Raw genomic sequence first — 13,578 nt, 5'->3', positions numbered from 1 at the left:
CACCACCAAACCATTTTGTTTACTTTGATGACTTGGTGTAGTTAAATTGTTTAAAGCTAAATAAGGGACTTTATTTTTATAAGCAAAAGCTTGGTCAACTAGTTCGGCTCCGTCATATGTGAGTTGAGTCTTAACTCGAATTTTTTCAGCGATACTTTTTGTAGCCTCGAATACGGCATGAAAATAATTATCTACTAATAGTTCTGCTTTGCAAAAGGTTAGAACATCAGGATGAATTTTTCTATCGGATAAAGATTTTCTTAAATTTTGAGCTCTTGCTTCAGCTTCACTGAAGGTATGAACTTTTTCAGCGTATCTGAGTTCGCCACTTTCAGCTAATTCAAAACCTTCGAAAGATAAAGCAAAATTTAACTGAGTTCGTATATGTTCAAACCATTCTTTTCTATTTATATGTCTTGAAGGGCGCATAACATGTTTAATGAAAGCTAAAATATTATTTGAACAACAGTCAATATTCTGCTTCATGCTAAGAGCTTCGTAGAGACGTTTCCATTTAGTTATATTGGGTTGAATATCTTGAATATGACATTCTGTTAAATATTTTCCTATTTCAGTTCCAGAAAGCCCATCATTTGTTTCACCAAGAATTTTACAGATGGTTTCTAAGCTTCCTGAATCTAAAATTTTTATGTTAGACATATTTTAATTTTCTATTTTTTTGCTTGTATATATTTTAAGTAATTGTTTTATTTATATCAATTAATCTCTCTTATCATCCTTTTTAAAAGGTATCAGCTGTCACGTACTCAATTTGACACGCGAAATTCCCCTCTTTGAAAAAGAGGGGTTAGGGGAGATTAAAAACGAAAATCCCCTCACTTGACGGGATTTCCATTCCCTCCTTTATCAAAGGAGGTGAGAAGCATTTCTTCGTAAAGAGGATTCAAAATCAATTAAACAATCGAATCATCCAAATTCGGTGCTAACCAACGTTTTGCTTCATCCAACGTCCAACCTTTACGCTTAGCATAATCTTCCAACTGATCGCCCGAGATCTTACCCACGTTAAAGTATTCAGTTTCAGGGTTTGCATAGTAGAAACCGCTCACTGATGAAGGTGGCCACATTGCAAAGCTACTGGTTAAGTAAGTTCCGATCTTATCAGTCGTACCTAACCAATCAAACAGCGGCGCTTTTTCAGAATGTTCAGGACAAGCAGGGTAGCCCGGTGCAGGACGAATACCCACATACTTCTCTTTGATCAATTCATCATTAGAAAGCTGTTCATCCGCTTGGTAGCCCCAGAACTCTTTACGAATACGTTGGTGCAAGTGTTCTGCAAAGGCTTCAGCAAAACGGTCGCCCAAGGCTTGAACCATAATCGCGTTATAGTCATCGCCTTTGGCTTTGTATTCTTGAGAAAGTTCTTCCGCACCAAAGATTGAAACGGTGAAACCACCCAAGTAATCTTGAGCCACGTCTTTCGGTGCAACAAAGTCAGCTAGTGAGAAATTCGCTTTGCCTGTCACTTTGTCAGACTGCTGACGAATATGCTCAAAGGTATGCGTCACATTGCCATTTTCATCCGTTACCGCAACAGTGTCTGCTGCAACACGGTTGGCAGGGTAAAGGCTGAAAGTAGCGCGCGCATCGAAACGTTTATTTTCGATGATGTCTTTGAGCATCGCTTGTGCTTGTTCAAACAAATCACGAGCGGCTTCACCCACCACTTCATCTTCAAGGATTTTCGGGTATTTACCCGCCAAACTCCAAGAAATAAAGAATGGTGTCCAGTCAAAATAATCAACCAAAGTTTCCAATGGATAGTTAGTGAAAGTTTCAGAACCAATAAAGTTTGGTTTTACAGGTGCATGCTTTTCAAAGTCAATTTTGAAACCATTTTCAATCGATTCAGCATAAGAAAGTTTTGCAGCTTTTGGTTGCTTATTCGCTAGACGTGTACGGATTTTTTCATAATCCGCTGCATAGTCAGCTGCCAATTGGGGCTTCATATCAGCAGATAAAAGTTGCGTTGCAACACCGACTGCACGAGAGGCATCAGCAGTGTAGTACACGCCATCATTGTGATATTGCGGCGCAATTTTCACGGCAGTATGCGCTTTCGATGTTGTTGCACCACCAATCATCAATGGAATGTTAAAACCTTTACGTTGCATTTCTTTCGCAACAAAGACCATTTCATCCAAAGATGGTGTGATCAAACCTGATAAACCGATGATATCAACTTTCTCATCAATCGCAGTTTGTAGAATCTTCTCACAAGGTACCATCACGCCAAGGTCAACGATGTCATAACCGTTACAGCCCAATACCACGCCGACAATGTTTTTACCAATGTCGTGTACGTCGCCTTTAACAGTAGCAAGCAAGATTTTACCTTTGGCTTCGCCTTGGGTTTTTTCTGCTTCAATGAACGGATTCAACCAAGCCACGGCTTGTTTCATCACACGTGCAGATTTCACCACTTGTGGTAAGAACATTTTGCCGGCACCGAACAGGTCACCCACCACGTTCATCCCTGCCATGAGTGGACCTTCGATCACATCAAGTGGACGAGCTGATTTTAAACGTGCTTCTTCAGTATCTTCAACGATATAAGTCGTAATACCTTTAACTAACGCGTATTCAAGACGTTTTTCTACAGGTTCATTGCGCCATTCAAGGTTTTCTTCAGCCTTTTGCGCACCCGCTTGACCACGATATTTTTCCGCAACAGCGAGTAATTTTTCAGTCGCTTCTTGACCGCTTGCGCCTTGGTTACGGTTCAGTACCACATCTTCAACAGCTTCTTTCAGCTCAGCATCGATATCATCATAAATCGCAAGCTGACCTGCGTTGACGATCCCCATGGTTAAGCCTTGTTGAATGCCGTGATACAAGAACACCGCATGGATCGCTTCACGAACAGGTTCATTACCACGGAATGAGAACGATACGTTTGAGATCCCGCCAGACACCATGGCATTTGGCAGGTTTTGTTTAATCCAACCGGTTGCTTCAATGAAGTCCACACCGTAGTTGTTGTGTTCTTCAATACCTGTTGCGACCGCAAACACGTTCGGGTCAAAAATAATATCTTCAGATGGGAAACCCACTTCGTTGACTAAGACATCATAAGAACGCTTACAGATTTCTTTTTTACGTTCAGCTGTATCCGCCTGACCATTTTCATCAAACGCCATGACAATGACTGCCGCACCGTACTGACGGCAGAGGCGAGCACGTTCTACAAACTCGTCATAACCTTCTTTTAAGGAAATCGAGTTTACAACCGCTTTACCTTGGACGCATTTCAAACCTGCTTCAATGATCTCCCATTTAGAAGAGTCAAGCATGATTGGCACACGTGAAATATCAGGCTCAGACGCGATCAGATTCAGGAAATGCACCATCGCTTCTTGCGAATCCAGCATCCCTTCATCCATGTTGATGTCGATGATTTGCGCACCGGCTTCAACTTGTTGACGTGCCACATCTAAAGCTTCGGTGAAGTTACCTTCTTTAATTAAACGAAGGAATTTTTTAGAACCTGTCACGTTGGTACGTTCACCGACGTTGACGAATAATGAATCTTTGGTGATGTTGAATGGCTCTAAACCACTCAAACGACATGCAGGTTCAATTTCAGGGATTTGACGCGGCGCAATACCTTCAACTGCTTGCGCAATCGCACGAATATGATCAGGCGTCGTACCACAACAACCACCGGTGATGTTGATCAAACCACTTTCAGCGAATTCTTTAATAAATGCTGCAGTTTCTTCAGGGGTTTCATCATAACCACCAAACGCATTTGGTAAGCCTGCGTTTGGATGCGCTGAAACAAAAGTATCCGCAACGTCAGACACGGTTTTGACGTGTGGACGCATCGCATCTGCACCCAGTGCACAGTTAAAGCCAATCGATAAAGGCTCTGCATGGCGCATTGAGTTCCAGAATGCTTCTGCGGTTTGACCTGTGAGTGTACGCCCAGATGCATCGGTAATGGTGCCCGAAATCATAATTGGCAGTTCGTAACCAATTTCTTTAAACACTTCTTTCACTGCAAAGATCGCAGCTTTGGCATTTAGGGTATCGAAGACCGTTTCAATCAAGATGATATCTGCACCACCTTCAATCAATGCCTTAGTCGCTTCAATGTAGTTAACTTTTAACTCATCAAAGGTGATGTTACGGAATGCCGGATCATTTACATTTGGTGAAATTGAAGTGGTACGTGACGTTGGTCCTAATACGCCCGCGACAAAACGTGGCTTTTCAGGTGTTGAGTATTTTTTACATGCTTCTTTGGCAATTCGAGCTGCTTCACGGTTAATCTCAGGAACCAAATCTTCCATATGGTAGTCAGACATTGAAACACGTGTTCCATTGAACGAATTAGTTTCAATAATATCTGCACCAGCTTCAAGATAAGCTTCATGAATGCCTTGAATAATCTGTGGCTGAGTTAGAACCAATAAGTCGTTATTACCCTTAAGGTCGTAGGCCCAATCCTCAAAACGTTCACCACGGTAATCAGCTTCTTCCAATTTGTGGCGTTGGATCATGGTACCCATTGCACCATCAATAATCAGGATACGTTTGGCAAGAAGCGCTTTTAAGGTGGCGAGGGTAGACATCAAATGACTCTCACAAAAATCTGCACAAATAATGGTGCAATATTTTAGCAGAGTTACGTCCACTTTTCTGATAAATAAAAATTTATGAACCTATTCCCAAAAAATTAAGGGTGAATTTCATCCATCGACTACGATGATCAACCTATCAAAACTGAAACTGTCTATATTTCATCATGTTGTCATAATCTAATGTAATAATAACTGCCGTTGTAACAAATGTGACAGTGATGTCATCTTTATTTCATCTATTTAATTACCGATTGAAATAAAGATTAAAGGCGAGGTTTTTGTATTAACTATCTGATTGTTATTGTTAAATTTTGAATATTATTAGTTTTTAAAGTTTAATTTTCTTAAATAAGTGTCATTTGGATGACTTATATGACAGCTCTTTGTCATATAATTGTAATAATTAAATTGAACAATAGAGGGGATATTTATCCTCTTTCTCTGCTTGCATGAATTCTAATCAAACTCCAGTTTCAGATTCAGCACAATCGTCAACGCCTATGCAGTCGACGAATGTTCACGTGCCAACGCCGAAATTCTTTATGCCAGTGTTCCTTACACTGATTGTTTCAACCTTGATTTACATTGGTTTTCAGTTGGCTGCTGATTTATCTCATGTGCCTGCTTTAAATCTTTATGCTGTGATCATGTTGGCCACGGCATTGTTTATCGCATTGGGTTTCGAGTTCGTTAACGGTTTCCATGACACGGCCAATGCTGTGGCAACGGTCATTTATACCAACGCTTTATCTGCACCTGTCGCTGTAATGTGGGCAGGCTTCTGTAACTTCCTTGGCGTAATGGTCGCAAGTGGTGCAGTTGCCTACGGTATTATCGCGCTATTGCCTGTTGAATTGATTATGAACGTCGGTTCAGGTGCTGGTTTTGCCATGGTCTTTGCCATGTTGATTGCCGCAATCGTATGGAACTTAGGAACTTGGTTCCTCGGTATCCCTGCTTCTAGCTCTCATACACTGATCGGTTCGATTTTAGGTGTGGGCATCATGAACTACATCTTAAACGCAGGTAATGGTGCGTCAGGTGTAGACATGGAACAGGTGATGAAAGTGGGTAAAGCACTTTTATTTTCACCATTAATCGGTTTTGCATTTGCGGCTGTATTGTTCTTATTGGTTAAAAAAATCTTTAAGAAACAAGTGGAATTATTCCAACCACCAGAAGGGAATAAACCGCCGCCGCCGCTTATTCGTGCCATTTTGATTTTCACGTGTACCGGTGTAAGTTTTGCACACGGCTCAAATGATGGTCAAAAAGGTATGGGTCTGATTATGTTGATTCTGATCGGGATCGTGCCATTGGCATACTCTTTAAACAAGAGTCTAGATCAACAACATATCCAAACGTTTGGTCAGTTATCTGCTCAAACTGCTGATTTGATTTATCCAAATCACCAAGATATTCCAGATGAAAAAGCGCGTGAAATTATCACGTCATATATCCAAACCAAAGAAATCACGCCTGAAGTTGTGCCAGCTTTGGCAAGTTTAACGGATCATTTAGGTGAAAAAGTAGGAAGCTACACATCCATTAAAGATGTTCCTGAAGATCAAGTGGCTGAATTCCGTAATGATATGTACCTCAGCACGACTGCATTCAAGCGTTTAGATAAAGCAGAAGCTTTACCTGCCATGACTGAAGCGCAAGAAAAAACAGTGGACAACTACCGTGATAACTTAGATTCATTCCTTCAATACATTCCAACATGGGTGAAAGTTGCGACTGCATTGGCATTAGGTCTAGGGACGATGGTAGGCTGGAAACGTATTGTTGTTACCGTTGGTGAGCGTATTGGTAAACAACACATGACTTATGGTCAGGGGATGTCTGCAGAGTTAGTTGCAATGTCAACGATTGCTGCTGCTGATGGCTTTGGTATGCCAGTGTCAACAACACACGTTTTAAACTCTGCTGTAGCAGGTACGATGGTTGCGAATAAGTCGGGCTTAAACTTCCAAATGGTTCGCACAATCTTATCAGCGTGGATTTTCACACTGCCAGCAACAATCTGTTTATCAGGTGGTTTATTCTGGTTGTTCCTTCAGTTCACCTGATTGAATTCAATACTTAAAGACTAAAAAAGCGCTGAACAATCAGCGCTTTTTTTATGATCAATTGTTTATGACGCTTATTTTTGGAATTTAGACCAAAGTTTTTTCAAGGGGAGTTTTTCTTCAGCAAAACCATATAATGCGGCAAATGGTAGGGCGGTGCGTGCGAGATATGCTACACGCCATAATCCACCATGATTAGCACCATGCATGATTAAGTCTAATGGATGATTGAGGGCGATGTCAGGATTGGCAACAGACTGTGGGTTTCTCAAATCATGAATCCACAACGCAGCCATAATCGCATTGGTCGTCGCGGGTTCAAATGCTTCAACATCAAACAAATTGGCACCATTGAAAGCAGCTTTTAATAATGGGTTTTTGGTTACCGAATGTGTAGTGGTCGATGGAGCAATATTAATGCTGACACGTTGACCTTGTGACCGTGCTAACGTAGCGCGCCATTGTTGAATCCTTTTCGCCAACGCATAATTTGGACCTTGTTCTACCACAAGACAGTCGCAGATCCCATACTGTTTATCATGACATTGGAATAAGCGTTCTTCATTTTGTTTGAAAAAATAGTCACGAGAGACAGTTGAAATACTCTTGGACAGAATATTTTCAAGTTTAGAGCGTGATTTAAACTTATCTAATCCACCTTGAATAACTTCCTGTGGTACAGCGTAGACGTCAGTGGGCGTACACATATACATTAAACTGGTATTGGATTTTTGTTGGCTGACATGTTGCATAATGTTGTCCATCGCCATAGAAACACGAACGTGCTTTTCGCCATCTAAATACGCAATCGCGGCAAGATCTAAGTCTTGATCAAACTGGGTGAGCCAATGTGCAATCTCAGGGGTATCTGTTAATAAGTTAACGCCTAAACGCTCTGCAGCTTCACGTATAGATGCAGATGAATCTATTGATTCGACACTTGGAGCGTATAAGGTCGCATTGCCTTGCAGAACAGTATTCAAAATCTTTGTCCATACTCGCTCATGATTTAAATCAAGCGCCACGATATTGGCTTTCCATTTCGCCAGCCAAGGTAAAGGTCCAGCTTCAGAAGCTGCACCAAACAGCACCATTGTTCGATCCGAAAGGTCAAACCACTCTGGATGCTGCACACACGCTTGTAGTGCCTGTGCATGTGATGCTTCTATAATACCTCGGTCTAACCAGAGTTGAATTTGGTCGAGTAGGGCTTGACCTTCTAAATTTTTACCCTGATAAGGTACAAACCATTGCGGCTCAGCAGTAGAGTTTCCTTGAAGTGTGTAGGTATTTAAATCTTTTGATTTAAGATTCATCACTTCATTCAATGCGTGTGTATGTTGATCACGTTGAAAACTAAACTCTTCATAAGCTTGTTGAAGTCCATCTTGAGCGATGCGCAGCGCAGCTTCAGGTGATGAGAGCCCACATTCTACCAACCGTTTAAAATGAATCGGATAGGATTTGCGCCAATTCTTTTCATTGATAACTGCATCAGCGTATTCTGGCTGAATCTGTTGTAATGCCGCACTGACGATGCGTTGGCCTGATTTTGAACTGCTGGGTTTAGAGGACGTGTTAGAGGAAAATTGTAAACCATCAGGTTGATTAGACATGCAAAAAATCTCAAAAAAAAATGAATAAATTCGCGGATGCCTACATTATCCTGACAAAATTAATGATCTAGGTGGCATTAATTACCAGATATTGATTGAATTATTACGAGATATTTCTAAAAAAAGGAAGCCGAAGACTTCCTTTATAAATAAAATCAATTATTTAGTATTTTTTATACCATTGATCAATTCTTCTAACATAAATGCAGTGTTATCTAAGCCAGCGCCCGTTAAATACCAGGCATCGGCATCAACAAAGATGACACGATTCTCTTTGACTGCCTGACTATTCTTGAGTAATGGATGTGATTGAATATGTTGTTTCGCAGCATAGTTTTGCGTGTTTACAGCACCACGGTCTAACACAATGATGAAATCAGGATTTTGTTTTATTGCTTGTACTAGACGCTCTAAATTGCGTTGCGCGGCAGCAAGAGCTTCTGGTGAGTTTGGAGCAGGTCGAGCACTTGAGGCTTGAGGTGCTGCAGGCGGCACCACTGACTTTAAGCCAGAAATATCATAGGTAAATCCAAATCTTTCATTCTTTGCATGCGGTATAAAATTATCACCCATGGCAAAAAGCATCAGGCCGGATTTGCCTTTAGTGAGTTGTTTAAGTTGTGCTTGAAGGGCATAGACATGATCTAATTTAGATTGTGCGAGTTGTTCCTTATTAAACATTTTTGCTAAAAAAAGTGTGCGATTTTTCAGGTCTTGATTGAAGTTTTGAGTATCAGGCCAGAGGTTGATTGCAGGTGCAATTTTTATGACCTCATTTAATTTTGCAGCAGAACGCCCGCCGACAATGATGAGATCTGGCTTTTGTTCTTTTAATAAGGTTTGGTTGGGTTCAAATAAAGATCCAGCTTTTACATATTGTTTGTCATTAAATTTTTTCAAAGCACCACCAAAAGTAGTTTCGGGTACGATTGATGCTTGAATACCTAAAGCATTCAGTGTATCCAACGCGGATAGTTCGTAAACAGCCAGCTTCTGTGGCGTATTTTGAAGTTGAATAGTTTGATCTTGATAAGTGAATTGAACAGGTTGAGCATATGAAACAAAGGCGCTGAATGAAAGAATGAGTGCCAATGTAAGTTTAATGTAAGTCATATCAATACCTCGAGGTTTGATAAAAGCTTAACATGAATATATAAATGATAATCATTATCATTGTTGAATTTGTGTTTTTATCTTCTTACTAGTATCTACTTTGAATTGAAGGGTATTTGTGCGGAGTGTTTTAAGCCCCCGCAATGATCAAAGAATTAGAGCGGTAGTTGAAGCAACTTGCTGAAGAAATGTGGAATAATTTGAGGTTCAATCAATATCGTAACCACGACACCGTAGGCTGCACCCCATAAATGTGCACTGTGGTTGATGTTACTGTTTCCACGTTTACCTGACCAAATACTATAAGCAACATAAAGCACGGCAAAAATAATGGCTGGAACTGGAATAAAGAAGACAAATATCAGTTTCCATGGTTGAAATAAAATATAAGCAAACAAGACTGCTGATACTGCTCCAGAGGCACCTAGACTTGCCCAGCGGTGATCATTTTTATGTTTTAAATAGCTTGGAATAATTGCCGCGATTAAACCGCCTAAATAGAACAGAACAAATCCGAGTTCATATAAGTATTGTCGATAAAAACTCTCAATTACACTTCCAAAGAAAAAGAGTGTGATCATATTGAACAGTAGATGTGTTCCATCTGCATGTATAAAACCATGCGTGATAAATCGATCGTATTGACCTTTCTGCATGGCTGGAGGCCAAAAAATCAAACGATTCATAATATTTTGATTGGAAAATGCAACCAGTGAAATGGCAACCGTAATTAAAACGATGGTGACAGTATGATTAAAAGGTAAATCAAGCATATGGATAAGATTGAATAAATTGCTTTAATTCTATTCATCATGCCATTTTTTTAAATTTAATTGTTATTAATATAATAATTCTGACAAATTTAGTTGAATTTTAAATATTATCCCCGATCTTCAGTTAAAATAGAGTCTTCAGCTTGAGGAAAAATTGTTATGTCGACTGAGAACACCAGCACTGCAGTTGCTGAAGAAATTCCAAATTTATTAATTACACCAACTGCGCAAGAGTATTTGTTTGAACTTTTAGAGAAGCAAAATACTCCTGGTATCGCGGTACGTGTTTTCGTAGAACATCCGGGTACACCACGTGCTGAATGCTGCATGGCGTATAGTGCACCAGATGAAGTCGTTCCAACCGACTATAAACAAGAATATCCAAAATTTGCTGCATATATTGATACACCATCAATCCCATACTTATTGGATGCAGTGATTGATTACAACAAAGATCGCTTTGGTGGTCAGTTGACTTTCCGTGCACCTAACTCGAAAGTGCCACGTGTAGGTCCAGATGCATCGATTGAAGAACGTATAACCTATGTATTACAGTCAGAAATTAACCCTGGTTTAGCAGGGCATGGTGGAAACTGTGCATTGGTTGAAGTGGTTGAAGATGCTGAGCATGGTTTAACAGCGGTCTTGAAATTTGGTGGTGGCTGTCAAGGGTGTTCAGCAATTGATGTGACACTTAAACAAGGTGTTGAAGTTACGCTAAAACAGCATATCCCAGAGTTACAACGTGTTGTGGACCAGACAGACCACAGTCAATCTGAAGGCGCTTATATGAAATAAGTTGCCTTTAAATTTACAAATGTTGATTTGAAAAGCTCCCATTAAAAGGGGGCTTTTTTTTATGAAAACTGAACAAAATGAGTAATATCAATAAAATTGAAATGTAAAAACAAAACTATAAATGATAATGGTTATCATAATCTATTGCAAAGTGATTATCATTTGTTACAATGCGACACAATTCGAACAAGATCTCTCCACACATTCTTTGGTAATTACACAATGCAAAAGACATTTTTAAAATCTAAGTTAGCGTTTGCTGTCTTAACCACCATGTCGGTTTCAAGTTTTGCACAAGAGCAAATTGGTCAAGATACTAATGCAAAACAAGATACAACTAAGTTAAAAACAATTGTCGTAACTTCAGCGAGTGGTTATGAGCAAAATATAGCGGATGCTGCTGCTACGATTTCAGTGATTACTGCCGAAGAATTAGAAAAAAAATCTTATAGTGATGTAACTGATGCATTGAAAAATGTTCCAGGTGTATTTGTACAAGGCGGTGGAACGAACCAGACGATCTCCATTCGGGGTATGGGATCAGCTTATACCCTATTTTTAGTAGATGGACGTCCAATGAATGATGGTAGTCTTTTAACAACAAATGGGGGGGTTCAAGGAGCATCAGTAAACTTCTTACCGCCAATAGAATCGATTGAACGTATTGAAGTGATTCGAGGCCCGTCATCCTCTCTATATGGTTCTGATGCAATGGGTGGTGTAATTAACATCATTACTAAAAAGCATCAAGATCGTTTGACTGCAAGTATTCGAACAGAATATATCAAAGCTGGTAAATCGAATGACGTTAACAACGACGCAACCAATACCAGCTTGTATGTCAATGCACCATTAATTGATAAGCTTCTTTCGGTTCAAGTTACAGCTGGTCTTCAAACGATTGAAGAAAGTTCATTACAAAAAAATACAGCCGAAACAGGTGAGAGTGAACCAGATTTTCAAAAAACAAATCTAGGTACAAAGTTTGTTTTTACACCAGATGAAAAAAACACACTCACTGCTGAATATGTAAGAACTCAACAAGAGCGTACACACAACCCAGGTAAAAGTTATACCCAGTATGTTTCAGTAACGGGTCCTAAAGTTGATATTGATGGTAAAGATTTCGTTCTATCTAATGGAAATTATTATCCAGCATATAATACGAATAATCGTAATGATGATGGTGAGCTAATCTATCGTTCAGATGTCGTACCGAATACAGGGACTTACTCAGAATTAGAAAAAAATAATTTTAGCCTTACTCATGATGGTGAGTACGACAATCTAAAACTCACTTCTTACTTGCAATATGATAAAGATAAAAATAATGCAATTACAGGGCGTACTGTGGGTAAAGTTCAAAATCCAGGGGGGATTTTATTTGAGACTATCACAGCCAATACACAAGGAACGTACTTTTTCGAAGATCATAGTCTGACCATTGGCGGGCGATATTTAAAAGAAAATCTTGAGGATGGTACAAGTAACCAAAATGCAGCGATGGCTGGTAAAGTCACTAAAATGGATCGATATCAATGGTCAATTTTTGCAGAAGATACTTGGAATGTCAGTGATAAGTTAGCACTAACCTTAAGTGGTCGTTTCGATGAAAATGAGTTTTTTGGTGATAATTTCAGTCCAAAGGCATATGCAGTTTATAAAGCAACAGACAACGTGACTTTAAAAGGAGGTGTAATTTCAGGCTATAAAGCGCCGAGCTTACGTAATTCTTCTCCAGATTACATGCTGAACTCAATGGGCGGGGCAATTATGCCAAACCCAAATTTAAAGCCAGAAACCAGTTTAACGTATGAAACAGGTTTTGCATTCACTCATCCTGAATTGGGTTTATCTGCAAGTCTTATGGTCTATCAAACTGACTTTAACGATAAAATTACTCGATCTGGTCGTTTAGATGGTAGTCGACTTCCCCCAAAAAATGACGGTGAGCCGCCTTACACTCAATCTGAAATTAATGATTTCGTTGATAGCAGTGCTTTCTATCAGTCCAACCCTAATCTGCCATATAACGCAAATGGTTATACACTCAACTATAACATTGATAAAGCCGAAATTAGAGGGCTTGAACTGACCACAGATTACAACATCACAGATTACTTAAAATATAGACACTCTTATACATTCACAGATAGTGAGCAAAAATCTGGACAGTATGAAGGTAAACCATTGAATAATTTGCCTAAACATATGTTTAATGCAGGCTTAGATTGGGACTTTAATGATCAATTGTATTTATGGACTCAATTGAATTATCGTGGCAAAACAGTGGGTGATACCGATGGAGATAAAACACCAGCTTATACATTTGTAGATGTTGGAGCTGTGTATAAGTATAGTGACCGATTCCAGCTATCTACTGGTGTATATAATGTTGCAAACAAAAATGTACTGAAAGATGGAAATGATTGGGTGCTTGATGGCCGACGTTACAGCTTTGCCTTGAATTATAAGTTTTAATGTCTTGTGCTTGGAGTGAGAGCGAGAATCTCACTCCAAGCTTTGAATAGTCGAGTTTAGAAGGAAAATAATGAAGCGCGTCGATGGCTATGTGGTTGACACCATCTATCCTATG

The 13,578-nt window shown here is 39.7% G+C and carries 8 protein-coding genes; 3 read left to right on the top strand and 5 right to left on the bottom strand.

The genetic code is table 11. The features are described from left to right. The coding region (locus CL42_RS13490) for a TIGR02391 family protein (RefSeq protein WP_035269620.1) at positions 1–660 on the bottom strand (660 nt) is incomplete at its 3' end. A 254-nt stretch (positions 661–914) separates the two neighbouring features. Continuing rightward, the gene (gene metH, locus CL42_RS13485; protein WP_035269618.1) at positions 915–4,601 is read right to left on the bottom strand and encodes a methionine synthase; all 3,687 of its coding nucleotides are present in this window, start codon (positions 4,599–4,601) and stop codon (positions 915–917) included. Between the two features lie 458 nt (positions 4,602–5,059). On the opposite strand from metH, the gene CL42_RS13480 reads away from it, so the two are divergent. Next, positions 5,060–6,682, top strand: a complete 1,623-nt coding sequence (locus CL42_RS13480; protein ID WP_035269616.1) for an inorganic phosphate transporter — start codon at positions 5,060–5,062, stop codon at positions 6,680–6,682. A 74-nt stretch (positions 6,683–6,756) separates the two neighbouring features. On the opposite strand, the gene CL42_RS13475 is transcribed toward CL42_RS13480, so the two are convergent. The 3 genes from CL42_RS13475 to CL42_RS13465 all read right to left on the bottom strand — a co-directional run bounded on the left by CL42_RS13475 (position 6,757) and on the right by CL42_RS13465 (position 10,184). After that, a complete protein-coding gene (locus CL42_RS13475) occupies positions 6,757–8,298 on the bottom strand; it encodes a hypothetical protein (RefSeq protein WP_035269612.1) in 1,542 nt (513 codons plus the stop codon). A gap of 159 nt (positions 8,299–8,457) precedes the next feature. Further along, on the bottom strand, positions 8,458–9,411 hold the full coding sequence (locus CL42_RS13470) for an ABC transporter substrate-binding protein (protein WP_035269611.1): 954 nt from the start codon (positions 9,409–9,411) through the stop codon (positions 8,458–8,460). Positions 9,412–9,566: 155 nt separating this feature from the next. Then, positions 9,567–10,184, bottom strand: coding sequence for a rhomboid family intramembrane serine protease (locus CL42_RS13465; protein ID WP_035269610.1), 618 nt, complete (start codon positions 10,182–10,184; stop codon positions 9,567–9,569). A 159-nt stretch (positions 10,185–10,343) separates the two neighbouring features. On the opposite strand from CL42_RS13465, the gene nfuA reads away from it, so the two are divergent. Together nfuA and CL42_RS17565 are read left to right on the top strand one after the other, a co-directional pair. Next, positions 10,344–10,982, top strand: coding sequence for a Fe-S biogenesis protein NfuA (gene nfuA / locus CL42_RS13460; RefSeq protein WP_035269609.1), 639 nt, complete (start codon positions 10,344–10,346; stop codon positions 10,980–10,982). Positions 10,983–11,204: 222 nt separating this feature from the next. Next, complete coding sequence (locus tag CL42_RS17565; RefSeq protein ID WP_035269607.1) at positions 11,205–13,463, top strand: TonB-dependent receptor domain-containing protein; 2,259 nt, start codon at positions 11,205–11,207, stop codon at positions 13,461–13,463. Positions 13,464–13,578 lie beyond the last annotated feature (115 nt).

The organism is Acinetobacter sp. Ver3, assembly GCF_000632455.1.
In the GTDB taxonomy this organism is placed as follows: domain Bacteria; phylum Pseudomonadota; class Gammaproteobacteria; order Pseudomonadales; family Moraxellaceae; genus Acinetobacter.
This window is presented reverse-complemented; position numbering and strand designations above follow the sequence as displayed.